This window comes from Sulfitobacter mediterraneus (assembly GCF_016801775.1).
Classification (GTDB): Bacteria; Pseudomonadota; Alphaproteobacteria; order Rhodobacterales; family Rhodobacteraceae; genus Sulfitobacter; species Sulfitobacter mediterraneus_A.
Genome location: NZ_CP069004.1, coordinates 3,549,609 through 3,575,779, shown reverse-complemented (window position 1 = coordinate 3,575,779; position 26,171 = coordinate 3,549,609). Strand labels below are relative to the sequence as shown.

Here is a 26,171-nt window from a genome sequence, read left to right as displayed (position 1 = left end):
TTGCAGTAGAGGGCTGAACGATGAATCCCTCCATCTGGTGCAACCCACTCCTGACGTCCTTTGGACCGATGCTGAAACAAGGCCGTTAAGTGATTTAGTAAGCATTCACGCGATACCAAAAGGGTCGTCCACCACCCCGTTCATTTGAACAAGTAACTGCGGATTGGTCCCGTTTTGAGAGTCGGTTATGATGTCATCGACGAAATCCTTGGCTTCCTGCAGACTGTTTGCACGGTCGGTTGTATCATAGAAGTCCATTGCAGTGGCCGTATCGGCCGAGTCTGATAGACCCTGAATGACAGCGTAGTAGAGGCCGATGTCTGTCTGATCCGCCAGTGTGCTCCGGTCACCATCTGCTCCGAGGTTGTTTTCCACGCCTTGCACGAAGAGCCGGTAGAAATTGGCCGTGTTGATAAGGCCGAGTTCCAGCAAACCGGTCCAGAACGTCTGACCCGAGGCATCTGGTGCCCGGTCCAGAAGATTCTCGTAAGCGCCAGATACGATATCCGCGTTACTGGGCGTTCCCCCAAAGAGCGCAATCGCTTCGTCGCTGATAAGGAACTCTTCCGTAATGTCACTGAATCGCATGCCATTGGCGAGTTGTGTTGACCAGTAGAACAGGCCAAGTGCGTCAGGGGCCCGGTCATAAAGTGCAAGGTAGAGCATTGTCAGCGATTCCAGCTGGTCTGCCGTAACGTCGAGGACACCGTCGAAGGCCTCCAAGTTGAGAAGGTTTCCACTGTCTGGCGATCCTTCAGGATCTTCGGAGAAACGCAGCCTTTCGATGTCGATCAAAGTGTCGCTGCCGGTACCGTCCGGACGGCGGTCGCTGACGGTGGTGCCATCAGCGGAAAAGACAATTGTATAATTCTCCTGTCCGGCCTGCAAAACGGCCGTATCCATGCCCGGGCCGCCATCGAGCGTGTCATCCTCTGCAAGCCCCACCAGAGTGTCGTCTCCCCCAAGGCCTTCCAGCAGGTTCAGCAATGGGTCGCCGATTAGCAGGTCATTGCCGGGCGTGCCTGTCTGCTTTGTGTCCGGTACGGCGATTGAGAGTACGGCCGTATCGTCAGGGAAGGTGCCCACATCGGGATCATCGACGCTGACCGCGACATCAAGCTGCGGATTGCCGGCGTGCTCCAGCACTGTACCTGCCTTCAGGAACAGGTCATCTCCGTCGATCTCGAACAAAGCGGCGTCATCTCCGCTCAGCGTCAAGCTGTTGCTGCCAAGCGCATCATCGGTCACCATGATCGTAGCCACGCGCAACCGGGTTGACGTGTCAGTTTGTTCCAGCAACGTGTCGATGGTTCCAGCCAGTGTTACGCTCGGCGCCTCGTTCACATCTGTGACGCTGACACTCATTGCCGCGCTGTCATCAGGATCGGCAGCCAGTGCCGGGTCATCCACGGTGACCTGGACGTCGAGGCTGGGATTGGTTTCAAAATCCAGCGCGGCCCCGGCGGAGAGAAACAACTCCGTGCCGTCGATCTCGAACAGCGATGCATCGTCGCCCGCAAGCCCCAGCGTGGCAGCGCCAAGCGCATCGTCCGTTACGTCGATGTCGGCGACCTTGATGCGTGCGCTGGTCTCAGTGTCTTCCGCCAGCCCAGCCAGAACATTCAGCAACGCCACTGTCGGCGGCTCATTCACGTCCACGATGGCCAGCGCCACAGCTTCCGAGCCTTCGAGACCTGCGAATTGAGCATCATCCAGCGTCACCGTGACGTCAAACTGGGGATCGCTCTCAAAATCAAGCGCCACCCCGGCCGACAGGAACAGCTCCGTGCCGTCAATCTCGAAAAGACCTGCATCCGCACCGGCCAGCGCCAGCGTGTTCGCGCCCAGCGCGTCGTCTGTCACCACGATATCGGCCACCTTCGTGCGGGTGGTGGTGTCGGTATCTTCCGGCAAGCCCGCCAACACACTGGCCAGCGCAAGGCTCGGCGCCTCGTTCACATCTGTAACGCTGACACTCATTGCCGCGTTGTCATCAGGATCGGCAGCCAGTGCCGGGTCATCCACGGTGACCTGGACGTCGAGGCTGGGATTGGTTTCAAAATCCAGCGCGGCCCCGGCGGAGAGAAACAACTCCGTGCCGTCGATCTCGAACAGCGAAGCATCGGCGCCCGCAAGCCCCAGCGTGGCAGCGCCAAGCGCATCGTCCGTTACGTCGATGTCGGCGACCTTGATGCGTGCGCTGGTCTCAGTGTCTTCCGCCAGCCCAGCCAGAACATTCAGCAACGCCACTGTCGGCGGCTCATTCACGTCCACGATGGCCAGCGCCACAGCTTCCGAGCCTTCGAGACCTGCGAATTGAGCATCATCCAGCGTCACCGTGACGTCAAACTGGGGATCGCTCTCAAAATCAAGCGCCACCCCGGCCGACAGGAACAGCTCCGTGCCGTCAATCTCGAAAAGACCTGCATCCGCACCGGCCAGCGCCAGCGTGTTCGCGCCCAGCGCGTCGTCTGTCACCACGATATCGGCCACCTTCGTGCGGGTGGTGGTGTCGGTATCTTCCGGCAAGCCCGCCAACACACTGGCCAGCGCAAGGCTCGGCGCCTCGTTCACATCTGTAACGCTGACACTCATTGCCGCGTTGTCATCAGGATCGGCAGCCAGTGCCGGGTCATCCACGGTGACCTGGACGTCGAGGCTGGGATTGGTTTCAAAATCCAGCGCGGCCCCGGCGGAGAGAAACAACTCCGTGCCGTCGATCTCGAACAGCGAAGCATCGGCGCCCGCAAGCCCCAGCGTGGCAGCGCCAAGCGCATCGTCCGTTACGTCGATGTCGGCGACCTTGATGCGTGCGCTGGTCTCAGTGTCTTCCGCCAGCCCAGCCAGAACATTCAACAACGCCACTGTCGGCGGCTCATTCACGTCCACGATGGCCAGCGCCACAGCTTCGGAGCCTTCGAGACCTGCGAATTGAGCATCATCCAGCGTCACCGTGACGTCTAACTGGGGATCGCTCTCAAAATCAAGCGCCACCCCGGCCGACAGGAACAGCTCCGTGCCGTCAATCTCGAAAAGGCCTGCATCCGCACCGGCCAGCGCCAGCGTGTTCGCGCCCAGCGCGTCGTCTGTCACCACGATATCGGCCACCTTCGTGCGGGTGGTGGTGTTCACATCCTCCGCAAGGCTGGGCAGGACATTCAAAAGCGAAAGCGAGGGCGCTTCGTTGACGTCGAGCAGTGGCAGCGCGGCGATGATCGTTGCTTCCGGCCCTGATCCGATGCTTGGATCATCCACGGCTATCGTAACTTCAAAGGGGTGCTGCATTTCGAAATCGAGTGGCTGGCCAGCTCTAACATAAAGCTCGGTTCCATCGAGTTGGAACAAAAACCGGTTCGGCCCTTCTAGCGACAGGATCTCATCCCCCAGTGCATCATCCGTGATAACAACATCTGCGACCTTCACCCGGCCGAGCAGAAAGCCGGTTTCTTCAAGGCCCAGATTGAGGTTGATCAGCGATAGACTGGGCGCCTCGTTTACATCTGTAATGCTCAGGACAAGGTCGACAGAGTCGTCCGGCGTGCCCCCCACCGCGGGGTCATCAACGGCCACGCTCACGGCGAGGCTGAGTTGCGTTTCAAAATCCAGCGCCGCACCAGCGGCAAGGAACAGCTCTGTCCCGACAATCGTAAATAGCCCGGCATCCGCCCCTGAAAGAGACAGTACGTTGGTGCCTAGCGCATCATCCCGAATCTCCAGATCGGCAATCTTGATATCGACAGTGGTGTCGCTGTCTTCGGGCAGGCTGCCAATGACATTTCTGGCCAACACTGACGGCGGTTCGTTCACGTCTGTCACATTCAGCGTGAATGCCGCCCGGTCCTCACGACCGGTGCCCAGCGTGGGGTCATCGACATCGACAAAGACATCGAGCTCCGCCTCACCCTCGAAATCCAACGCAGCCCCGGCTCTGAGGAACAGCTCCGTCCCATCCAGCTCAAACGCCCCGCTGTCCGCGCCACGCAAGGTCAGCAGATTATCGCCTCGCGCATCATCGGTGATCACCACATCCGCCAACTTGATCCGCGCGGAGGTGTCCGTGTCTTCGGGCAGTTCATCGAGAAGCGTGGTGATGGAAACCGTCGGGGGCTCATTCGGCGGCAATATCTCTACCGAGAAGCTCACAGGAACGGAGGTTGCTGCAAAGTCGCTGTCACTGTCCGTGATCGTCAGGTCAAAGGTGTGAATGCCCACCTGATCAGAGGAGAAGGTCAGCCCCTGCAGCAGCAGCGACAAGACGTCATACTCATTGGTGATCGGATCATCAGCAAAGTCGATTCTCAGGGCGGCGCCGTTCTGCCCGTCTTCGGTCGCGGATACATCTCCTATCAAAGAGAGACTACCATTCGAAGGAGACACCCAGATATTCTCACCGGCGGAAATCTCAGTGTCCTGAGTGCCGATGATCAGGGGAATGCTCGCCCCGACATCCCCCATCTGAAGGGGGAAGTCCCCACCGATCACACCGAAATCGCCCGCCAGACCGCTCGTCGGGGTGATGAGCACATGGCCGAGTGGCGCATCAGGCGCATCCCCATCAGTAATCAGCGCATCGCGGCCTGCGTCGATCAGGACGATCTCGCTCACTTCCGCCGTCACACTGTCGCCGTCGAGGTTGTCGATCACCGGCGGGAGAGACCGGACAGCGATGGTGAAATCGCCGTTGTCCGTCTCATCGCCACCATTTGCCGTGCCATCCCCGTCATTGAGGGTGACCAGAAAATCCCGGTCGCCCTGACCGCTCGGCGCGGCATAGGTCAGGTTTTGCAACAGCAGCGCCACGTTGGCTGCGGTCGCATCGGCGGTCGTGAAATCAATGGTCAGGTTATTGCCACCCTGACCGTCATCGGTCACATCAACCGTGCCGATGGTCACGCCGTTGATCTGAACGGTCTCGCCCGCAGAAATTGTGCCGTCGCCCCCAGAGGTCGCGACCGTGCCATCCACGCCCCATGCGCCGTTTGCCGTCCCGGATGATTGCGCCAGCGTCAGCAAACCACCGCTGAAATCACCAGAATCGGGGTCAGCTACCGTGGCATCATCCAGATGATCCAGGTTCATCAATCCGCCCTGGCTGATGGTGGATGTCTCGGTATAGGCATTGCCCACCACAGGCGGATCGTTGACAGGCACAACCGTGACTGTGGAGGTGAGGGAGAGCGCCGCAGAGTTGTTGCTGGTGCCGCTGTCGGTGATGTTGGTGATCGTGACAACCCGGTTGGCACCGGTCGAGGGGGCATCGTTGTCGTTGCGATAGGTCAGACCATCAACAAGGGTGTTCATCTGCGCCTCGGTCAGCGTGGCACCGGTGAAAGACACTGTGGCGGTCGAGCCAGAAACCGACACGCTGACCAGCAGGCTATTGTTTGCTGTGGTGACCATCGTGCCATCGGTCAGCGCAACATCGCTGCCGTCGATCGTCAGAACCTCATCGGCACCGTCCGCCAGGTTCGTGACTGTCAGGGTCAGCCCGGTGAAGTCTTGCCCGTTATCAACCGTGTCGGCACTCACTGTCGAAAACAGATCTGTCGACTGGCCCTCATTCGCGCTGGGGTTCTGGCCGGTTGCGGCCAGCGTAGGGGCATCGTTCACATCTGTGACCGTGATCGAGGCCGTGGCGGTGTTGCTGGAGAACGCCGTTGACCCGCCATTTGTCGTCGTATCGACCTTGTATGTTGTCGCGCTGATGGAGGCCGTACCACTGCTCCGGTCCCAGCCACGGAACGTCAGCGTTGCTGTCTCGCCGTTGTCGCCATCGGGGACATAGCGCACGAGCGTACTGCTGGACAGCAACAGCGATGAGGTATCCGATACCGCCCCAAATGGGCTATAATTAAAGACATCCGTCGAGAATTCCCACGTGCCATTGCCGGTGGTGCCCGTGACGGCCATGCCTTGCTGACCGCTGCCATCCGGGTCGGAAAAACCACGGTTGGATAGAAGAGTGGAGACCGCGGTGCCGCTGGATGTGGTGTCTTCGTCTGTTCCCGGCAGCGTTGCTGTGCCCGAATTGACTGTCGGCGCGTCGTTCACCGCCACAACCGTCACAGTGGAGGCAAGGTTGAGCGCCGCTGCATTGTCGTTCAACCCAGTGTTTGATCCGCTGTCGGTCAGGCTGGTAATGGTGACAACCCGGCTGGCCCCTGTCGTCGGAGCGTTGCTGTTGTTGGTGTAGGTCATCCCATCAACAAGGGTCTGCATCGCCGCCTCGCTCAGCGTACCGCCTGACAATGTGACCGTCGCGGTCGAGCCTGTAACCGAAACACTGTAGCTCATCGAATTTGTGGCTGTTGTGCCGGATGTTCCGTTGGTCAACACAACAGCGGTGCCGTCGATGTTCAGCCGTTCGCTGGATCCATCAGAAACATTGGTGACTGTGAGCGTCAGACCCGTCAGGGTCTGCCCTGTTTCAACTGTGTCGGCGGTTACCGTGGAGAAAAGATCAGTGGCGGTCTGTTCATTGGCATTCGGGTTCAAACCCGTTGCGGTCAGCGTGGGTTCGTCGTTGATCGGGGTAACATTGATCGTCACGGTATCGGCTGTGCCATTGATGGTGCCGTCATTGGGCGTGACGGTTAGCGTCGCGGAAGACGTATCATTCTGCCCTGTGGTAAATGTGATCTTGGTCGTGATATTGAGATAGGCGTTGATATCTGCGACAGCGCCGGTCAACGTCATGGACGTTGTTCCGCTGCCGGCAACGGTGACGCTGGACGCTGGACCATTGCCATCCGTAGATGCAATTGTCCCCTTGTTCACCGCCAAGGTCAGCGTAACGGTATCGCCTTCTGCATCGGTGAGATTGTAGGCCGACAGGTTAACCGCACTGGTCACGTCTTCGTTGACGGTTGCATCCGGCGGTGTCCCGCCCAGCGCAGGCGCGGTGTTAACCGGCGCGGCAGGGCCGGTGGAAAACGTGGAATAGGCGGCAGAACTGACAGAGGTCTGGGAAGTGACGGAAAAAGCCGTTCCGTTATTGAGCGTGGTGTAGGCGATCTCGTTTGTCGGGATCACAAATCCGCCAGCGCTGCCGGCCCCCCAGACTGCGGTTCCACCATCGCTGAAAACCAGAGTGCGCAGGCCATAAATGCCCGATACCGAAGGCGCGCCCGTATATCCCAGTTCAGCAGTCGTTCCACTTGGGTTGTTATCGATGTCGCCATCGGGGCTAGTTTCAATGCCGTCACGACGTCCACCAAAAACATTGCCACTGCCCGCGAATGATCCTGTTACTCCAGAATCCGTCGCCCATACATAAAAGGGTGCTGGCATTTGAAATCTCCTAAATCTAAATAACGACTTGCTACCCGTCAAACGCTAGCAATATGACTTTTTCTGCTGCTGAAATGCGGCGATTTTGTGCGTTCGATGCACAGCACTACCTTCAATGCCGAAAAACCTGTACTGTGTGAGCACCATGTCGCGGCTAGGGGTTTTGCGCAAGGCCGATCAACTTTGCATTTAATGGGAAACCAACGGCACAGACCGGCTCACATTGGACTTGGGGGGCCATTGCAGCTTTAGCGGCTTCACAAAAGAACGCAAATTATGTTTTTTAACAGAGTGTTGCGTGGTAAATTTGGTATGAAAACCCACTATTCTCACCCGTGACTGGAAAAGTGCCGCAAATTGGCAAAATGGCGTGAGCCAAAAAGCCGATAGCAGAGATCGCGGATCGCTTGGGTAGAGAAGCCTCGACCATCCATCGAAATTTCAAGCGGAACCGATACTCGAATTCCGATCTGCCGGGGCTGAACGGCTATTGCGATAAGCGCCGCCCGATGCAGCGCAAGATGATGATTAATCGGAACTCAAGGACGCCATTGAAGATCGGCTGAAGGCCGCTTGTTCCCCAGGACAGATCGCAGGCAAGACGCCTGCCTGGAGCGCCACCCGATTCGGGTCAACCACCAGGCGATCTACCAGCCGCACAGAGCCGTTCTATCGCCACCTGCCCGAGTACCGCCGTCACCGCAGGGCACGCAGCTATCGGCGACTGACATCTCTGATCTTCGCACGCATGCAGATTTCGCGTATCTCTGTGTCGTCATCAACCTGTCCTAGTGGCGTGTTGTTGGCTGGGCTTTGTGTCGTGTCAGAGGGCAGAACGCGCCATGCAAGCATTGCTGATCGCGATCTGGCGGCGAAAATCTGGACCCGGCCAGTTGATGCACTCGGACCAAAACGCAGAATTCACCAGCCGAGAATGGGCCGCGTCCCAGCGCGAACACAAACTCGAACACTTTTTGAGCCGTAAGAGAAATTGTCAGGAAAACGCCGTCGCCAAAATCTTCTTTCAATTCTTGAATCAAGAAAAGTCAGGCGGCGAAAGAAACACGGGAGCAAGCCAGGCACGACGTATTGAAATACATCGAGCTATTCTACAACACGAATCGCAAGCACACGAACACCGGCATATTGTCGCCGGTTGATTGCGAAAACAGACTGCGCAAACTGGCAAAAGCTGGTGTCTAGGAAATTAGCTGCACCTCTGCCTTCTATTCTTGAGGTTACTTGTCCTTCATGGTTCCAAGGATTTGTTTGTTCAGGCAATAATCTGGCGGCGCGTCCAACCGATCGTTTTTCGACAGCAACTCAAGACAATCCGTCTGTTGGTCACACTTTGAACACCGCAACGTAATTGAGCGGAAAACCTTGCCCGCTGCCACAGGGTCTTGCGCGATCCTGCCGCTGATATCCACGCCAACCTTGTCCGCCATCTGCTGGGACAAGTCAGCGCTCTTGCCTACTTTTAAAAACATACTCAATTCTCCACCCTCCGATTTTGCCGCACCTTGACACAGTATTAGTTGGCGGGGCAGACGGTGTCTTTGACATGTATCAAGAGAGCGAAATGGGGGTCAGTGCCTGACTTTTGGGGTTAGAACAGGGGCAGTCTTGCCAAAATTAAACACATGTTTCCTGTCTGTCTGGCAGACTTTCCGGTTCCTACCGGCAATGAAGCTTATGGTTTTGTCACGGTTCACGCAGACAGGGCAGATGTAATGAATGGGCTGTTCATCAGCCATGTTGTTCTTGATCCGGAACACAAAGTCGCCCTCGGATGTTTCAACCAATTCATATCGGGATCTCTCTTTTTCGAACTCCTCATTGCGCGAAATCTCTTCGTTCAGGCTTGTTAGCTTGGCACTGAGCCGTGCATGAACGACTGCTGTGGCCAAGAGATCGGCATCCAGTTTCTTCAGTGTTTCAGTGACCTCGGGATCCCGTTTCGGTTTTGCGCGGTTCAGAAGTTCACGCAGTGCTGAAACCGCGTGAATGGTTCTGTCGCAGAACGCAGCGGCAGCAGAGGCAAGCCCAAGCATTTCTTGAAGTCTGTTTGGGTTCATTTTCGCTGCTCTTCTCTTGCTCATGCCAGGTTGCATCTGTGAAATCTGACACTGACAGCAAGACGGCTGCATCTCAAGCGGCGTCAGACAAGGGGTCGCCGCTGGGATGGCATGAGACAATGCTCGGCAAAGAAATTCAGGTTGGAAACGCGAGCCAGCGCCTGAGTTGCCTGAATGATCCCCCGAGGTTTCGGTTTTCGCAACAATCATCCCAGAATGCTCCGATTGCGCCATAATTTAAGCGCTTTCTCAGGGCAATGATAGAGTTCGGGCCAATCGTGCCAGAACGGGATGCCCTGCGCAGTCCGGCTTTCTAACGTTATGCCGAAAGGGGGTATTCAGTGTCCTCAAAAAACAAAATCGAGTGGTTTCAGGCAGTTATTCTGGTTGTCTTCCTCGGCCTGTCATACGTTTCCTTCCTTCTTGTGCATTCCATTGCCCAAAGCCGTTCGCATGAGAGTTTTCAGATTCTGGTTGATCAAAGTCTGGTGTCGCTCGACCGGCGTTTCGAGGAATACAGCCGCGTTCTGGACGGGGTGTCCGGTTTGGTGCTGGGGTCGGATCTTGTCACAGCCAAGGATATGTCGAATTACGCCAATGCCCTGAAGGTTCAGGATAACATGATCGGTTTGGATGCAATCGGTCTGGCCATGCCCAAGGACATGGGCAAAGGTTTGACGGGCGCGACTGCTGCTTTGAAACAGAATATCTCTGTGGTGCAATATGTCGAACCCTCGCTCGATCATGGCAATCTGGTTGGGTTGGCGTTTTCCAAGCACCCCGAACTACTTGCAGCCTCGCAAGAGGCACGCAGGACAAGACAAACCCTCGCGGTAAGGGATCTTCCCGGCCTTTCCGCGCCGGACGGTCAGCCTTTGGCATTATTGATCAAACCGATCTTCAGACCTTTCAGCGATGGGCAAAATGCCCAGTCGCCCGGTGAGGAATTGGTCGGATTTGCATTTGCCGTGATGAATATCGAAAATGCATTCAAGTGCCTGACGGCCGCACAGTCGGAGCTTATCGAATTGAAGGTGATGCCAGACCCCGATGGCCTCGCCGCAGGTCAGGGCGATCTGGCCGTCACCGCTCCCATCACATCAGATTTCACGGCCAGCCAAACGATCAATAAACTTGGTCAGACCTTTGCGCTGTCTTGGAGCAGCACCGAAAAATTCGATGCTTCTCAGCCATTTCGGGCCCGGTGGATTGTCCTGATGCTGGGGCTTTTGATCACTGCATTGGTCAGTATGATGTTGCGCTTTCTGATCAGAAAGAACCAGACGATTGCACTGACCGTTGCCCAAAAGACCCGCGATCTGGAAACCCAGGACAAAGAGAAACGCTCGATCCTCGAAAACGCGATGCTTGCCATTGTTTCCGTGACACCGGCAGGGCGGATCTTGCATTCAAACGATGCGGCACAGAAACTTCTGGTGCCTGCGGCCACCCAGATCGACCTGACGCGGTTTTCCCTTGGGGAGGTTCTGCCCGATTATGATCTTTGCCGCAGTCAAGGCAGGACAAAATTGCATCTGCCTCCGGCCGGGGGCGATGCAGAGCCCTGGATCGTCGAGATTGAAAAGAATACATGGTTCACAGCAGACGGTGAAACACGGTTCACACTGATGATGCGCGATATCACCCAAAGTGAGCGCCACACACAGGAAATTGCCAAGACTGAACAACGCTGGAACCTCGCCCTGACCAGCGCCGAAATCGGCGTCTTTGACCTGGACCTGCACAATCAGACCTCTGTGGTTTCAGAAACCTGGAAAACGCTCTTGCACCGACCTGAAATGGAAGGCGGTGCCGACCCCTATTCCTTTCAGGTTGCACTGATGCATGACGATGACGTTGCCCTACTGGAGGAAGCCAAGGCCGCCTGCATTGACGGCGGCGCGGATCGTGCATCTGTGCGGTTCCGCGTGCAAGTGGCCCAGAATGAGTGGCGCTGGATGCAATCCGATGCCGTGGTGGTGGAGCGTTCTTCTGATGGCACGGCGATCCGGATGCTGGGCATCCAGATGGACATCACCGAAAGCTATAAGTTGGAGCAGCTCAAACGCGATTTCGTCGCAACGGTCAGCCATGAATTGCGCACGCCCCTGACATCCATCAAAGGGGCACTCGGGTTGTTGCAGGTTCAACTGAAAGACGTGGACACCAACGGCGCGGACCGTTTGATCGAAATCGCCTCGTCCAACTCAGAACGGCTGGTCAGTCTGGTGAATGATATTCTGGACATGGAAAAAATCAGTGCAGGCAGTATGGCGCACGACGCAAAGCCTGAGCGCTTGAGTGACATTATGGCCCTCGCCAGCAAACATACCGAGACCTACGCATCGCAATGGGACGTGCAATTGTCCGTAGAAGCCCCCGAAGGCGAGCAAGACATCTGGACTGACAAGAAACGGACCATTCAGGTGTTGAGCAACCTTCTGTCCAATGCATGCAAATTTGCCCATTCCGGCACGACTGTCCGCCTCTGTGCGGAGTTTCTGCCCGATTGCGCAAAAATATCAGTGATAAACCAGGGGATCGGCATTCAGGAGGAATTTCGCGAAAAGGTTTTCCAACCGTTCTCACAGGCTGACAGTTCCGACACTCGCCAAAGGGGCGGAACCGGGCTTGGCCTGAACATCTCGCGCCAACTGATTGAATCGATGGGCGGGCAAATCGGCTTTGAAAGCGAGCCGGACAAAGAGACCGTGTTCTGGTTTACTTGTCCTTTGGCCAAAGGGGACGAGATCGCGCAGGTCGCGTGAGGGTATCGGTGCCTTCTAGACCGCCCTGCCGACCGAGCCCCTGAATTTCGGACGTAATCTGGCGCGCTCAGGAATATGCAAAAGACCGATAAGCCGCACGCGCGACATCCAACGTCCATGACCCGAATTGAATAGGTAGGGGCACCAAACCGCCACACGCCCAGCTCAAGCCCGTCCGAACCTTAGGCTGGACAACCGATCGTTATCTGCACAGTCTTTTTGTATCTCGATGCTCGTTTCCTCAAAGGATCTTATGCAGAATGCGAATTTACCACAGTGAAGATCACCGACTACATTTTCCACAGGCTGAATTGTCGGGTGGGCAGTTCGTCACGCCTTTTGAGCGGCCGTCACGGGTGGAATACGTTCTGAACCGCCTCAAGGCGCAGGGGCTAAGCGATATTCTGGCACCTGATCCCGTCGATATGGAGCCGGTGAGGGCCCTGCTTGATCCCGGATATCTGACATTCCTTCAAACAGCGTGGGACGAGTGGAAACAGGCGGGGATGGCGGGCGAGATCATTGCCGCCAATGTTCCCGCCCGTGGCATGCATATGGACCGCATCCCGACAAATATCGATGGGAAGGTCGGCTATTACTGTCATGCGTCCGAAACGGCAATGACGCAGGGGACGTGGCAAGCGGCACTTGGATCACTTGGCTGCGCGCAGGCCGCACAGCGCCATGTTGCGGCAGGAGCGCAGAGTGCTTTTGCCCTGTGCCGTCCACCCGGACACCATGCGACTGCAGATCAATATGGCGGCTATTGTTTTATCAACAATGCGGCCGTTGCGGCCCAGATGTTCCGTGCATCGGGCGCAGAACGTGTTGCGATCCTCGATATAGATTTTCACCACGGAAACGGCACGCAATCGTTGTTTTATGACCGTGCGGATGTGATGTTCGCCTCCCTGCACGGCGCGCCGGCAGAAACCTACCCTTATTATCTGGGATATGAGGATGAAACCGGTCGGGGCGCAGGTGAAGGGAGCAACCTGAACTACCCAATGTCGGAGGGCACTGGATATGACATCTGGTCGGCAGCTTTGGACGATGCGATTGGCAAGATCAGGAACTGGGGCGCCGAAGCGCTGGTGCTGTCGCTGGGTGTGGATGCCTACAAAGAGGATCCGATCAGTTTCTTCAAATTGGAAAGCGATGATTTTACCGATGCCGGTCGGCGGATCGGGCGCATGAAACTTCCCACCGTAATCTGCATGGAAGGCGGATATGCGATCGAAGCTGTCGGCATAAATACCGTGAATGTCCTTGAAGGTTACATGGGTGCGTAAGCTGGCTTTTGCCGCCTTGAAAATTGCGACAGATCCCGATGACGCTCAGAATATGGATCAAGCCGGCGCGGGATCGGCATGCGTGGGGAATGTTTCGCGTCCGCCGAACCGATCTTTACGGTGTGCCGGGCAGCTTTGACTCAGCGCGGCGCTGATCCCGCAGCAAAAATGCGGGGCGTTACACCGCCCCGCATTGAGGGTTTATTTCAGCAATTCAGTCCAGATTGCCGTATAGAGATCAGTCGCTGATTGCGGGCATGTCGGAAGGAACTTACCACCTGCCGCAAATTCCGCTGGCGTGACGATCTCGGGCGCGGTTTTCATGTCTTCAGGCATGAACTCTTCTGAGCCTGCGACGCCATTCGCGTAGCGTGCAAATGCTGAAATCATCGCGGCGTTTTCCGGCTCAAGAATGAAGTTGATGAACTGGTATGCCTCATCGACGTTTTGCGCATCGGCCAGCAAGGCGACAGAATCCATAAACAACGGATAGCCTTCCTTGGGGTATCCATAAACCACGTCAGGGTTATTGATCCGTGCGCGCATGGTCGAACCGTTCCAGTTAACCGACGCGGCATAGTCACCCGAGGATAGTTTGTCTGTGGTGCCGTAATCCATCGATAGCCACTTCGGCTTGGCTGCCATCAGACGGTCGCGCACTTTCTTGAGAACTGTCAGGTCTTCGGTGCAGGCCTCACCGCCCACATTGAAGATCGCCATGTTCAAAACATCCGTCATCTCAGGAACCACGTTGATCTTGCCAACCAGTTCGGGCGGCGGGTCCATGAACAGTTCAGAGGTGTTCACATCGCCGCTATAAACGGAAGTATTGACCGCAATCCCGACCGAGCCCCATTGCCACGGTACGGAATGGGTGCGGCCCGGATCCCATGGAACATCTTTCCACTCAGCAGCAATATTGCCGATGTTCGGAATTTTGGAATGGTCCAATTCCGCGATCAGGCCCTTGCGGACATAGACAGGAATATAGTTGGCCGAAGGCACCACCAGATCATAGCCCGAGCCGCCTGCTTCGACCTTTGTCAAAGCGGTTGTATTGCTGTCGTAATCGGTGACAGTGACAGTAATCCCTGTCTCTTCGGTAAATTTCTCCAGCATCTCGGGGCTGGTGTAGTTGCCCCAGTTAAAGAGGTTCAGTTCCCCTTCGGCATAAGCGCCCATGGTGCTGCCCAGTAAGGCTGCTGTTGCGATAATGTAGGTCTTCATCTTAATCTCCCTTATTGGTTTTTTGCAGGTTATTCCCGCTTCTTGGTTACGAAAACGAATGCCGTCAGGATCAGCACCGTAAGCGCCAAAAGCGCTGTTGAAATGGCGTTGACCTCGGGTGTCAGGGCGCGGCGCAACTGGCCGAGCATATATGTCGGCAGTGTATCCTGCCCTGCAGATTTCACAAATTCCGTTATAATCACATTGTCGAGCGAGATAATGAAGGCCAGCATCACACCAGCGATCACACCGGGCAACAGCAGCGGCAACGTAACATAGTAAAACGTCTGCCATGGGGTCGCGTAAAGGTCAGCGGCCGCGGTTTCCATACTGGTGTCCATCCCCTCCAGTCGGGCCTTGATCGGCAGATAGGCGAAGGGGATGCAAAAGGCGGAATGGGCAAGGATCAGATAGCCAAGGCCGCTATAACCCGTTGCGATCTTGACGGAGGAAAAGAAGATCAGCAGCGCCACAGCCGTCACAATCTCGGGCACCATCAGGGGTTGGTTGATGATGATATAGATCACCGTCTGCCCCTTGAACTTGCCCCGCCGCGTCGTGCCAAGTGCGGCCATTGTTGCCACGGTGGTTGAGATGACAGAGGCCCAGAGCGCAATGATCAAGGAACGCGCAGTGGCGTCCTGAACGGCCTCATTGTTCCAGGCCACCATATACCATTGCAGTGAAAGCCCGCCCCATTGATTGACCGATTGTCCACCGTTGAACGAGTAGATAACAAGCGTCACAATCGGCGCATACAGCAAGACAAACGCGAGGATCGCGATAAAAGTGAACCCCGGCAGCGTTGTCACATCAAAGGCGCGCTTTTTAGTCACGGGGATCATCCTTGGTGGAGACGCGGGTATAGATCACCAAAGAGATCAGAACCACCGCGAGCAGGAGGGTTGAGAGAGCGGCCCCCAAGGGCCAGTTTTGACCTTGTCCGAATTGCAGCTCAATGAAATTCCCAATCATCATATTCTTGCCGCCGCCCAGCACGCGCGGCGTCACATAGGCTCCGAGACTGGGAATGAAGACCAGAATACTGCCCGCGATAATCCCCGGTTTGATGATCGGTATGATCACACCGCGCAGCACCTGCCAGCGCGAGGCATAAAGATCATATCCCGCCTCGATCAGACGGAAGTCAAAACGGTCGATGGCGGCATAAAGTGGCAGCACCATGAGCGGCAGATAGACATAGGCCATCCCGATCAGCACCGCAGTATCGGTATACAGAATCTGTATCGGCTCGGAGATCAGACCCGTCCACATCAGAAAGGTATTCAGGATCCCCTGATTGCGGATCACCTCCATGATCGCAAAGGTGCGGATCAACAGATTTGTCCAGAACGGAATGGTGATCAGGAACAGCCAGAACGCACGTGCCTTTGCGGGCCGTGTGGCAATGAACCATGCGGTTGGCAGGCCGAAACCGAACGTAATCAGGGTTGTCATGATCGACAGTTTCACCGACCGCCAGAAAATCGTGAGGTTTGCATCTGCAAGGCTGATTGTCTGATCGAAAATATCGCGCTGCAGGAACACGCTGAACCAGCCATCACCCGACAGTATCCAGCGCACGCCGGAATAATCGCCCTTCTCCAGCACCGAATAGAGCGCGACGATCAGCAGCGGACCGCTTGCAGCGAGGATCAACAGAACAAGCGCAGGTGCCGAGAGCAACCAGCCGTTCACCCCTTTGCTGCGGCCGATGGTTTTCCTGTTCATGAGGTCAGCACCTGCACGGCCTGCGTATCGATGTTGACCGACACATCCTGACCCACCGCAAAGCTGATTGCAGAGTTGGACTGGACCCGCGCGACAAGGTGGCTGTCGTCACTTAGGGTAAGTTTGTAATGCGTGTCGGTGCCCATGTAGGTTTTCTCGACAATGCTGGCGGTCATCCCCCTGCCCGTCGGGGCAAGGCTGACCTGCTCCGGCCGAATGGCCAGAGTGACCTTGCCTTGTGCCGCGCCCAGCGTCACAGCCAGCACATCGCCGGTTCCGATGCGCACACCGCCCTGTTCGACCTGTCCGTCCAGAAAGTTGGTCTCGCCAATGAAATCCGCAACAAAGCGGTCGACGGGTCGATCATAAATATCGTGGGGTGTTCCAACCTGCAAAAGCGCGCCTGCAGACATTACGCCGATGCGGTCGGACATCGTGAGTGCCTCTTCCTGATCGTGAGTCACAAAGACAAAGGTAATACCCGTTTCTGTCTGGAGGCGTTTTAGCTCGCTTTGCATTTCCTTGCGCAGCTTGAGATCCAGCGCCGACAAAGGTTCGTCCAGCAGCAGCACCTGAGGTTCAGGTGCGAGGGCCCGCGCCAGCGCGACACGTTGTTGCTGACCACCTGACAACTGCGTCGGCAGACGGTTTGCAAAATCCTCCAACTTCACCAACGCCAGCACACGCTCTACCGCGCGCTTGACTTCCGATGCGGGCTTCCCCTGCATTTTGAGGCCGAAACCGATATTTTGGGCCACCGTAAGATGCGGAAACAAGGCGTAGGATTGAAAGACCGTGTTCACCGGTCGCTCGTTTGGCGGGGTGTAGGTAATGTCCTCGCCAGACAAGTAAATGGAGCCGGCTGTCGGGGTTTCAAAACCTGCGATGCAGCGCAGCAAAGTGGTTTTTCCGCAACCCGATGGACCCAAAAGCGTGAAAAACTCGCCTTTTTCGATCGCAATAGACACGTCTCCCAACGCTGTGATTGCGGTTTGTCCTGCGCCGTAAATCTTGCCTACGTTACGTGCTTCGACGGCTATCTGTGTGTGCAATATTGGTCCCCCATAATTAATCTTGCTATGCATTTTGGTCCCGCGCAAGTGAATCTGTCAGCATGGCGTGCTGTATGGGTTTTCGGCCCAAATTCCAAAGATGCCCGCTTGGGGACGTGGACCTTTGGCCTTATTGGATCGTCGCTGGCACGCCCTCAAGGCACGTCCGCGTCCTGTTTCAAATCAATGGTGGGGCCACAAAACAAAACGGTGCCGTCCCATCAACGAAGGAGCAACACATCTCAATAATCCACTATCAGCGGGTCACGGCACAATGGCACGCTACCGCCAGTTGACTTCGAAGTAGAACAGATCAAACTGAAAAAGGCAGGTGTCTAAGAAACCGGGGGCGCCTCAACCTGCATTGGTGCCAACAATAACTAGACGGGTTCCTTCTGGGGAACTGTGACTTAGGGAGAAGAAAGTGGCAACTGCAAAGGTATATTTCAGATTTTCGGGAGTAGGCAACGGCTGGGGCGGCGCGCAAGGGTATGGAAGCAGCAACATGGCGGACAATAACGGCGCCGAAAACCATGCAGAGCGGCAGGCGTGGCGCGAGGCCCAAAAGAAGCTTCAGTCATGGTACGATAACGCTCATGAAAACTTTGATGGCAGTCCTGAAGTAAAGATATGGGTTGATCAAACCATCTGTCCGCAATGCAAGCTTTGGATGATCGCGGGGGTGCTGCGAAATCTCGCTGCGTTCGAATTCAAGCCGAAGCTTTTCGTCGAGGTTAAATCAGGAGGTCATACGCGGATAAACGAGGTCACGCGAGACGCCATCTGGGAGGCTGGCATGAGCGATCACAACGGAACGTTGGCTGAGCTCAGCGCTGCAACGACAATCCGGGATTGACGATTTGTCGCCTTCGAAGGGGTGTTGGGCGTAAATCTGAGAAACGAGAGAAACAGGTTACGGGAACCACTGAGGCGGGGCGGCGTATCAGTCAGGCAGATCAAACATTACCCGCCAGAGCAGTCTGGACAGTTCAGGCTGCAGTGAACAACCCGGAAATCTCGGCCTTTGCCAAGAAGGGTCGCGCTGTCTCACCAAAAGCCCGCTGGACATCGGCATCTTCTGTGCAGCCCATCAGTCTCGGGAAATGGCGGAAAAGGTCCGAACGCGCGTCCTTCGACATCATCTGCATCGCCATCTGGCCAGGGTAAAAGCTTTCGCTCGGAGCGCCCTCCGCAAAGATGACTTGATGTGCATCGAACATCAGATGGAAATAGGTCACTTCACGTTTGCCATGGGCGACCCTGACCCCTTGCATCGTTTCCGCCAAATGGATCGCCCTGGCGAAATGGTTCTGCCCCAACAGCATTGCATGCTGGCGCGACACCAACAAATCCCGCTGAACTCCCAATACGCCTTTTCGGATCAACACGGGCCGCAGCGTTTCATCCCTCTTAAGGTCTTCAAAGTTGCAATGGCGTTGGCCGATCCAGGCGATTGGCTGCGGACCATTGTCCAAAGTGGTGACCATGTCGCCCGGAGATAGGCTTTCTATCGGAACTTCGCCCCTTGGCGTGAGGATCATCGTGTTCATTGTAAAGCAGACCACGCCGGTGTTGTCATAGGTGTAGCTGGAGGCATCCGCACCCTGCACCGTCATTGAGCCGCTGCCGAATTGGGCGTTGTCGGAATAATCGACAGCCTTGCCTTCATCATCGACGGTGTTGGACTGATTTAGAACACCATCGTCCGCTTGGTCCGCCCGTAGCTCGCCGAGGCTGTCGTAGTAGCTTCCAACCGACAGGAAATCGTTGTTGAAAATATCTCCGTCACCCAGCGCACCGGTATTGCCAGTGTTGAAATCGCTGATGGTGTCGTTGCCATCGCTGACCAGGAACAGATCGTTTCCAGCCCCACCAACCAAAAGATCGTCACCAGCATTGCCGTTCAGAACGTCGTCACCGGCTTCGCCATAAAGCGTGTCATTGCCCCCGACCGATGAGAAATCGTCGCCGTTCAGAACGTCAGCTTCATTCCCGCCGTAGAGCACGTCGGCGCCTTGGCCACCGTAAAGCGTATCCGCTCCGTCGCCGCCGAATGCAAAGTCATTTCCATCGCCGCCCCAGATAATGTCATCGCCGGTTTCGCCATGGAGATAATCTGTACCGGTGTTCCCGGAGATATTGTCTCCTCCGGTACCACCCCAAACAGTGTCATTGCCGTCACCGCCATCAATCTGGTCAGCGTCATCACCGCCAAAGAGACTGTCATTGCCTGATCCGCCGTCGATCGTATCGTTGCCGGAGCCGCCGTAAACAGTATCGGCGCCCAGACCGGCTGCGACGGAATCATTGCCGTCCAGCGCTTCGATGAGGTTGTCGTTTGTTCCAGCGCCGCCAGCCCAGCCGTCATCGACTTGATCGCCCTGTGGGTCACCGGTGTAAGACGCATCAATGGTGTCATTGCCCGCCGATCCTGAAACAGTGCCGTCGCGTGCATCAACTGTGGTGTAAGGCTCGGCCGAGGCAACACCATCGGCACTATCGGCCGGATCACCGTCGCGGCCACCTGTGGGCGTGAATGTTTCGCCAGCGGTTGGTTCTTCGCCGGATTGATATACGAAACCTACATTTTTGCCGGCAATTCGAAGCACCCAAACCTCGTTGCCGAGGCCGTCAATCAAGGAAAATTCGTTCTCTACCTGCGATCCGGCTGTGTAAAGCGTGCCGTTGATCGTTACATCTTGCGCAAGAGTTTGGATGCCGCCGGTTTCTACATACCCGTCTTCGAAGTTGCCATCATCATCGTCGACCAGAATCTGGTAACCGACGCCACCATTGAAGGTGAAATCTTCACCGATCCACGTCGGAGCGCCGCTAGAGTAATCAGGATGCGCCGGATCATTGGGTTGGGTGTTGCCCTCAATATCCGACATCGGAATACTGGATGGCAGAGTATATAGCGCCCAGTCAAAAAGCTTGAGATAATAGCTCATTGCAAGTCATCCTCATGGCTTGCTTCGGCTGAACAAATGAGGTGAGGAACAGGGCGCACACTGCATCCCTTCGCAGGTTTGGCTGTGCCAAAAGCATGAGCAACGTGAACCGCTGCTTTGCTCAGGTTGCAATGGTGTACTGGCATCGTGAAGTTCCCTTCATGATCGTACGACAATCATACGCCTTCTGCCGTGACTGTTTTCCTCATGTTCATCAATACGAGATCATCCAGACGCGATCAGGACGAATAAAAGGCGGTATCAGGGCGGGTATGCACCCCCTTGCCCAATTCATGACACAAAGTCTGAATGACCGATGAACCGGCCGGCTTATCTAAACGTCTGATTGAGGTGTGAAGCCGGCTTTGCAATAGCGCCCGGACAGATACAGCCAGGACCCCACCAAGGTCACCGTACCTCCGGGAAATTGTCGCGCCAGTCACCCACTACCGCGACATCTGCCCAATCCGGGTATCTCACCCCCAGCATCGGAATTTTGATCTCGCCCCCTCCTTTGGGGTTATCAAGAAAAACAGCTCTTCCATGGCCGATTGCCATGAGGTTGAGATTCATCGTAAAGCCCTGCGGAAAAATGCAACCGGAACCATTGTGCCGGAACGTGGATGTCAACGGACGTGGCTTGCGGGCGTGCCACAGAGATTCTCAGGACGTGTTATCTGAATGCAGGACCATGGGCCCAGACCGTCAAGGAATGGCGCACTCAACATCGGACGGGCACGACCTGGTGAAGTGTAAAGCTAGGGAAGATGCTGACACACCCTTGGGAGCGGCTGGCGGACAGGATTTGAGCACTTGGCATGATTTCCAGTTCGCCGCCCTCGTATGAGCTTGGCAAGCTAAGCTGAAGCACCAATGTGAGCTTGCGTTTGCGTGCTACGGGACCATCTCCAATGTCGGAATGCCAAGCAAAATGTCCACTGTCAGTAGCCCTATAGCTTGCGACCTGCGGGCTTTCGGCAAATTCGTGCAGGTCGAAATCAAACTGGTCTACATTGGATTTTCGAACTATTTCGATCAGCCGCTCCATGACCCAGCCCAGCCCGTCAACGTCGTCGATCCATACCAGCTGAGCGGTCCGCAGAACGTGATCCTCATTTTGCCCCACAAGCATCGCATCTTTGGAAGGGACCGCGGTGATAGCCGCAATAATTCGGTCACATTCGCCCGGACTGAACGCCTCCGGCTTGGAGTAGAGTGCAGGCATGGTGGTCACCTTCTATTATTTGGATTGAGGCTTCAGTCCGGGTATGGGCTGCCAATCTGCGCGCGATTCAACCCGGCCAATGCGGTCATGCTTGCGATCTATACGCTTGGGGTGACCGTTTTTTACGGCTGGTCCATGCTACAGGCGTAGTTTGAAATTGTTTATAGGTCCGGGGTAGACGTGCGCTTGGCAGGCAAGATCGGGGTTTCCCTAACGGCCCCCCGTTCTGCCAAACCCGCCCATAACGACAATCCGACTTTGTCCGCTTACCATACCTCGGGAATGCCGCGGCGCATTCAGGGTCGGCAATGAACCCAAAGCTGCCGGTTGCTGCATCAAGTGTGAATGTCGGCATTCTTGCGATAGCCTAATCCTCCTTCATTCGATAACTTCGCTTTCGAAGAGGTGTATTATGGCGCGGCGACTTGCAGCGATAATGATGGCGGATGTGGTCGGGTTTTCACGCCTGATGAACGATGATGAACTGGGCACGCTGTCCGCTTTGCAAAAGCATAGGGCTGAGGTGTTTGATCCGGTTATCGCAGCGCGAGGTGGCCGTGTAGTCAAACTGATGGGCGACGGTGCTTTGGTCGAGTTCACCAGCGTGGTCGAGGCGGTCGAGGCCGCTTTGACGATCCAACAGCGGACAGTCCAAGCGGACGGCCAGATCCGCATGCGGATCGGGATCAATCTTGGCGATGTAATCATTGAAGGGGAGGATATCTTTGGTGATGGGGTGAACATCGTCGCTCGGCTTGAAGCTTTGGCAGACCCAGACGGGATTTGTATCACCTCAATTGTTCAGGAAAGTATCGATAATCGAATTGATGCCAGCTTCGAAGATGCCGGTCAGCATAAGGTCAAGGGGATTGCACAACCGATTCATGTCTATCGGTGGCCCGCGACCGGTGCCGTACAAAGACAAAGCGAGATACCCTCAATCGCAATTCTGCCCTTCGAGAACGTCTCTCGGGATTCAGAAGATACGTACTTTGCACATGGCATGACGGATGACATCGCCACTGACCTCTCAAGGATATCAGGCGTGCTTGTCATCGCCGGCAGCGCGACCCTTGCCTATAAAGATCGGTCTGTTGGCCCAAGCCAGGTGGCTCAGGAACTGGGCGTCCGCTACGTACTTGAAGGAAGCGTTCGAAGGGGCGGCGGGAGGGTTCGGGTCAACGCCAGACTGACGGACGCCGAGAGTTCAGCCCAGCTTTGGGCAGATCGCTTTGACGGAGATTTGCAAGAAATTCTCGACCTTCAGGATCGGATTAGTGAGAGCATTGTCGCAACTCTGTCCATAACTCTATCGCGGGCCGAACAAGAACGGGCATTTCGAAAAGACGTCAAAGATCTGCGTGCCTATGATTACGTTTTGCAAGCGAACGCACTGCACAGTCAATTCACAAAGGAGACGAATGCACAGGCATTGGAGCTCTACAAACGTGCGATGGAATTGGACCCTGACTATGCCCCGGCCCATGCCGGTTTTGCCTGGGCGATGACCCATGAATCAAACCAGGAATGGAGCCCGGAGCCCAAGCAAGCACTCGAACTGGCATTAAAACATGCGCGCTTGGCCGTGCGGCTGGCGTCAGGTCTGGCGAAGGCGCATATGGTTCTTGGGGATGTGTATTGTTGGATGAGACAGCATAGCCTTGCTGTTTCTGAGGGGAGAAAGGCGGTTGAGCTGGATCCGAACAATGCAGATGTGCATTTCGCGCTTTCCTACTATCTGGTGACGGCAGGTAAATCTGATGAAGCGGTGGAAGAGGCGCGGCTCGCACTGAGATACAATCCGATTTATGCCCGCTGTGACTACTATGAAATGCTTGGCAAATCGCTCTACCTGACAAAGCGATATGCAGAGGCGTTGATACCTCTCGAAGAGGGCTTGGCGCGCTTCCCTGATTATGACGGACTTCATCAGTGGCTGGCACCCACCTATGCCCAATTGGGAAAGCAGGTAGAGGCGAGAAAACACGCAGAAATTTACATGGCTCTCAAACCAGGCGTCACTCTGAGTGGACTGGCAAAAAAGTTGCCTTACAAAAATCAGGCTGATCTGGACCACTTGTTTGACGGGATGCGCAAAGCAGGTGTGCTTGAATAATCATGACCCTGAGGCGATAGACCTGCTGTGCGTCTGGCAAATTTCAAAGTAATTTTGAGCCAGATCGAGATTGGAAAATAGACATTGAATTGATCTCACTTGATGTTTGTTTCGCGCCAGCAAGCTGACATCGGGCAGTTGCAAACGTCCGAACCCGACTTGATCGACAGAGGCCCCTTTAAAACGCGTCCGCACCTCCGCATGTGGGGTAAATTACAGCAAGGACATCGCATTGACAGGAATTCCCCGCCAGATTGAATTGACGTAACTTCAATGAACGTCAACGACTCTCAAGACCCAAAGTGATAAGGTGCGCTATCGGCAGAAATGAATTGCAGATCATCTGCATCGATTTGCCGTGCTCCATATCCTTGGAAGATTTTGCAAAATGGCTCTTTACATGCTGATGATAAAGTACACCCCGCAGGCGACAAAAAACGATTGTCGAAGGGGACACAGATCGAGAAGACGTCGCGCGTGCAGTCTGTGAAGCTGCCGGAGGGAAGCTGATTGGTTTTTACGGCCTTCTTGGCCAAGAGCACCACGTCGCCCTCATTGCAGATATGCCCAGTGTTTCTGAATATGTCGGCACGGTTTTGGCTGCGACTATGGGCGGTGCGATTGAGAGCTTCAAAACAATTCCAATGTACAGCAGCGCCGAAAGCCATAAGGCACGAGATGTCTACAAGCAGGTCAAGGGCACCTACGCACCTCCGACGAACTGACCTTCGGATCCCATCAAATCAAAGCCAGTTAGGTTTCTGTATGCTTGCTGAACGGGCTATAAAATTTCGATCCGCCTGCCGGTTTGTCTGGGCGGTCGACAATTTGTGGCTGATGGCTGCAAGCCCGTTCGCGCCCGGCACATATGGTTCGTCGTCGGCGTCAGGACCAAGTTTAGGTCAACTGACATTGTAATTCGGGCATTTAGCGGCTATGTAATGGGTACAAAGTTGTGGATTTTCGCGGCACAGGCGCATCGCCCGCCATCGCAAACTGCAATTATCCTTCACGAAAATTCGAATGTCACATGCCGTAGCGGGATTTGATGCTTGAGAGGTTGCCGATGCGATCGCGCACAACCTCATCGTCCGTGCTGTAGGTTCATGCGTTTTGGCGGTTGGAAATGAACAGAGTGCTGTCGGTCTAGCGACGATGCGACGGCGCTGACAAAATGTTTTGTCAGTGCCAAAAAACAGTGAGGCGGCGCTTTCCCCGTCAAAGGATCAAAAGATGACTTTTCCAGAATGGACGAAACCCGGTATCTACGGGGCGTTGGTTGGCGCGATTGCGGTTTCTATCCTTGGCTTTACTTGGGGAGGCTGGACAACAAGCAGCAGCGCCCAAACCATGGCACAGAACCTGGCATCCGAAGAAGTGACCTCGGCAATGGTTCCGGTTTGCCTCGACATTTCGGCAACCGATCCAGAACGCGCAGAGAAACTTGCAGCGCTTCAGGATCTCTCGGGCTTCGGCCGCCGCAATGCAATGTTGGAAACCGGTTGGGCAACGCCTCCAGGCTCAGATGCGCCAGACCGTGATCTTGCCGTTGCTTGCCTCGCGGGGCTTGCCCTGGATGGATCATAATTCAAAAACAGAATTGCCTTTGCAAAGATCGCTTTGCGAGACCGGTGGATCAACGGACGCCAGAGTGTTCTGGCTCGTTTTTCTCGGACCTGTTTTTGGTTTGCTTCTCTTGGCGATGCCCGCATTTGCCCAAACCATGCCGGAAAACGCCAGCGCAAAGAGCTATGGTGAGGGCTGGGATTGCGACATCGGATATCGGCCGGATGGCGACAATTGCGCAGCCGTAGCCGCACCGGAAAACGCATATGAAACAAACCGTTCATATGGGACCGGATGGGCATGCGTTCATGGCTATCGCCAGGTCAATGAAACAGCCTGTGTCGCGGTCATCGTTCCCGAGGGAGGGTTCCTGGACCCTTCTGGCGAACGGTGGCACTGCTTGCGCGGATTCCACAGAGTTGACGACAGCTGCCAAAAGGTCGTCGTGCCTGAAAACGCCTATCTGGTGGAAGCCTCCTTTGGGTCTGCTTGGGACTGTGAACGCGGGTTCGAGAAAACCGGTCAAAGCTGCACCGCAGTTGTGGTTCCGACCAACGGGTATTTGAACGGATCTCGCTATGGCCAGTTATGGAGCTGCGAACGCGGGTTTTTCGAACAAGACGCCGTTTGCAAGCCCGTTGTTGTCCCGGAATTCGGATATTTGGACGATGCCGCTTATGGCGAAGGATGGAAGTGCCACAGGGGGTACGAAGCCTCCGGCGCTGCCTGCAAAGAGATCGATATCCCGGAAAATGCCCATCTCGACCGGTCAGGAAATCGTTGGGAATGCAATTGGAATTTCCAGAAGTCCAAGGGGCTATGCGTTCTCAACCACTGAACGTGTCGGACCCTGACACCCGTTCAGACATGCCGCC

18 protein-coding genes are annotated in these 26,171 nt (G+C 55.6%); 8 read left to right on the top strand and 10 right to left on the bottom strand.

Going from position 1 to position 26,171, the window contains the following annotated elements:
• Positions 1 to 105: 105 nt before the first annotated feature.
• Positions 106 to 7,290: a DUF4214 domain-containing protein gene (locus JNX03_RS17565; protein WP_203210284.1), complete on the bottom strand. Its 7,185-nt coding sequence runs from the start codon at positions 7,288 to 7,290 to the stop codon at positions 106 to 108.
• 1,089 nt (positions 7,291 to 8,379) lie between these two features.
• Here JNX03_RS17565 and JNX03_RS20730 point away from each other — a divergent pair.
• On the top strand, positions 8,380 to 8,493 hold the full coding sequence (locus JNX03_RS20730) for a hypothetical protein (protein WP_419584934.1): 114 nt from the start codon (positions 8,380 to 8,382) through the stop codon (positions 8,491 to 8,493).
• A 35-nt stretch (positions 8,494 to 8,528) separates the two neighbouring features.
• On the opposite strand, the gene JNX03_RS17555 is transcribed toward JNX03_RS20730, so the two are convergent.
• Together JNX03_RS17555 and JNX03_RS17550 are read right to left on the bottom strand one after the other, a co-directional pair.
• Positions 8,529 to 8,780 carry a DUF6455 family protein gene (locus JNX03_RS17555; RefSeq protein ID WP_231024391.1) on the bottom strand — a complete coding sequence of 84 codons (252 nt, stop codon included), beginning with the start codon at positions 8,778 to 8,780 and terminating at the stop codon, positions 8,529 to 8,531.
• A gap of 99 nt (positions 8,781 to 8,879) precedes the next feature.
• Entirely contained in the window at positions 8,880 to 9,602 is a 723-nt protein-coding gene (locus JNX03_RS17550; protein ID WP_203210281.1) for a hypothetical protein, read from the bottom strand.
• Positions 9,603 to 9,709: 107 nt separating this feature from the next.
• Here JNX03_RS17550 and JNX03_RS17545 point away from each other — a divergent pair, with 107 nt between their 5' ends.
• Both JNX03_RS17545 and JNX03_RS17540 read left to right on the top strand, forming a co-directional pair.
• On the top strand, positions 9,710 to 12,136 hold the full coding sequence (locus tag JNX03_RS17545) for an ATP-binding protein (protein ID WP_203210280.1): 2,427 nt from the start codon (positions 9,710 to 9,712) through the stop codon (positions 12,134 to 12,136).
• Between the two features lie 260 nt (positions 12,137 to 12,396).
• Positions 12,397 to 13,428: a histone deacetylase family protein gene (locus JNX03_RS17540; RefSeq protein WP_203210279.1), complete on the top strand. Its 1,032-nt coding sequence runs from the start codon at positions 12,397 to 12,399 to the stop codon at positions 13,426 to 13,428.
• Between the two features lie 201 nt (positions 13,429 to 13,629).
• On the opposite strand, the gene JNX03_RS17535 is transcribed toward JNX03_RS17540, so the two are convergent.
• From JNX03_RS17535 to JNX03_RS17520, 4 genes are read right to left on the bottom strand one after another with little or no spacing between them, the layout of a single operon-like run.
• Positions 13,630 to 14,655, bottom strand: coding sequence for an extracellular solute-binding protein (locus tag JNX03_RS17535; RefSeq protein ID WP_203210278.1), 1,026 nt, complete (start codon positions 14,653 to 14,655; stop codon positions 13,630 to 13,632).
• A gap of 29 nt (positions 14,656 to 14,684) precedes the next feature.
• Positions 14,685 to 15,491, bottom strand: a complete 807-nt coding sequence (locus JNX03_RS17530) for an ABC transporter permease (RefSeq protein WP_231024386.1) — start codon at positions 15,489 to 15,491, stop codon at positions 14,685 to 14,687.
• On the bottom strand, positions 15,484 to 16,386 hold the full coding sequence (locus tag JNX03_RS17525; protein WP_203210276.1) for an ABC transporter permease: 903 nt from the start codon (positions 16,384 to 16,386) through the stop codon (positions 15,484 to 15,486). The genes JNX03_RS17530 and JNX03_RS17525 overlap by 8 nt, the downstream gene beginning before the upstream one ends.
• Complete coding sequence (locus JNX03_RS17520) at positions 16,383 to 17,438, bottom strand: ABC transporter ATP-binding protein (protein ID WP_275290525.1); 1,056 nt, start codon at positions 17,436 to 17,438, stop codon at positions 16,383 to 16,385. Before JNX03_RS17520 ends, JNX03_RS17525 begins: the two co-directional genes overlap by 4 nt.
• 424 nt (positions 17,439 to 17,862) lie before the next feature.
• Between JNX03_RS17520 and JNX03_RS17515 the strand changes: the two genes are divergently transcribed.
• Complete coding sequence (locus JNX03_RS17515) at positions 17,863 to 18,294, top strand: hypothetical protein (RefSeq protein ID WP_203210274.1); 432 nt, start codon at positions 17,863 to 17,865, stop codon at positions 18,292 to 18,294.
• Positions 18,295 to 18,427: 133 nt separating this feature from the next.
• On the opposite strand, the gene JNX03_RS17510 is transcribed toward JNX03_RS17515, so the two are convergent.
• The 3 genes from JNX03_RS17510 to JNX03_RS17500 form a co-directional block, all read right to left on the bottom strand.
• On the bottom strand, positions 18,428 to 20,389 hold the full coding sequence (locus tag JNX03_RS17510; protein WP_203210273.1) for a Hint domain-containing protein: 1,962 nt from the start codon (positions 20,387 to 20,389) through the stop codon (positions 18,428 to 18,430).
• A 408-nt stretch (positions 20,390 to 20,797) separates the two neighbouring features.
• Entirely contained in the window at positions 20,798 to 20,962 is a 165-nt protein-coding gene (locus JNX03_RS17505; RefSeq protein ID WP_203210272.1) for a hypothetical protein, read from the bottom strand.
• Between the two features lie 148 nt (positions 20,963 to 21,110).
• A complete protein-coding gene (locus JNX03_RS17500; RefSeq protein ID WP_203210271.1) occupies positions 21,111 to 21,614 on the bottom strand; it encodes a 2OG-Fe(II) oxygenase in 504 nt (167 codons plus the stop codon).
• A gap of 412 nt (positions 21,615 to 22,026) precedes the next feature.
• Here JNX03_RS17500 and JNX03_RS17495 point away from each other — a divergent pair, with 412 nt between their 5' ends.
• The 4 genes from JNX03_RS17495 to JNX03_RS17480 all read left to right on the top strand — a co-directional run bounded on the left by JNX03_RS17495 (position 22,027) and on the right by JNX03_RS17480 (position 26,134).
• A complete protein-coding gene (locus JNX03_RS17495) occupies positions 22,027 to 23,730 on the top strand; it encodes a tetratricopeptide repeat protein (protein WP_203210270.1) in 1,704 nt (567 codons plus the stop codon).
• A 440-nt stretch (positions 23,731 to 24,170) separates the two neighbouring features.
• Positions 24,171 to 24,455 (top strand): GYD domain-containing protein, encoded by a 285-nt coding sequence (locus tag JNX03_RS20725; protein WP_203212285.1) that lies wholly within the window; start codon positions 24,171 to 24,173, stop codon positions 24,453 to 24,455.
• Between the two features lie 508 nt (positions 24,456 to 24,963).
• Positions 24,964 to 25,317 carry a hypothetical protein gene (locus JNX03_RS17485; protein WP_203210269.1) on the top strand — a complete coding sequence of 118 codons (354 nt, stop codon included), beginning with the start codon at positions 24,964 to 24,966 and terminating at the stop codon, positions 25,315 to 25,317.
• Between the two features lie 64 nt (positions 25,318 to 25,381).
• On the top strand, positions 25,382 to 26,134 hold the full coding sequence (locus JNX03_RS17480) for a hypothetical protein (RefSeq protein ID WP_203212284.1): 753 nt from the start codon (positions 25,382 to 25,384) through the stop codon (positions 26,132 to 26,134).
• Positions 26,135 to 26,171: the final 37 nt, after the last annotated feature.

Excerpts from the sequence above, each read along its gene's own strand:
- JNX03_RS17565 (WP_203210284.1), bottom strand. The coding sequence starts at position 7,290 with ATGCCAGCACCCTTTTATGTATGGGCGACGGATTCTGGAGTAACAGGA.
- JNX03_RS17555 (WP_231024391.1), bottom strand. The coding sequence starts at position 8,780 with ATGTTTTTAAAAGTAGGCAAGAGCGCTGACTTGTCCCAGCAGATGGCG.
- JNX03_RS17550 (WP_203210281.1), bottom strand. The coding sequence starts at position 9,602 with ATGGCGCAATCGGAGCATTCTGGGATGATTGTTGCGAAAACCGAAACC.
- JNX03_RS17540 (WP_203210279.1), top strand. The coding sequence starts at position 12,397 with ATGCGAATTTACCACAGTGAAGATCACCGACTACATTTTCCACAGGCT.
- JNX03_RS17535 (WP_203210278.1), bottom strand. The coding sequence starts at position 14,655 with ATGAAGACCTACATTATCGCAACAGCAGCCTTACTGGGCAGCACCATG.
- JNX03_RS17525 (WP_203210276.1), bottom strand. The coding sequence starts at position 16,386 with ATGAACAGGAAAACCATCGGCCGCAGCAAAGGGGTGAACGGCTGGTTG.
- JNX03_RS17510 (WP_203210273.1), bottom strand. The coding sequence starts at position 20,389 with ATGAGCTATTATCTCAAGCTTTTTGACTGGGCGCTATATACTCTGCCA.
- JNX03_RS17505 (WP_203210272.1), bottom strand. The coding sequence starts at position 20,962 with ATGAATCTCAACCTCATGGCAATCGGCCATGGAAGAGCTGTTTTTCTT.
- JNX03_RS17500 (WP_203210271.1), bottom strand. The coding sequence starts at position 21,614 with ATGCCTGCACTCTACTCCAAGCCGGAGGCGTTCAGTCCGGGCGAATGT.
- JNX03_RS17495 (WP_203210270.1), top strand. The coding sequence starts at position 22,027 with ATGGCGCGGCGACTTGCAGCGATAATGATGGCGGATGTGGTCGGGTTT.
- JNX03_RS17485 (WP_203210269.1), top strand. The coding sequence starts at position 24,964 with ATGACTTTTCCAGAATGGACGAAACCCGGTATCTACGGGGCGTTGGTT.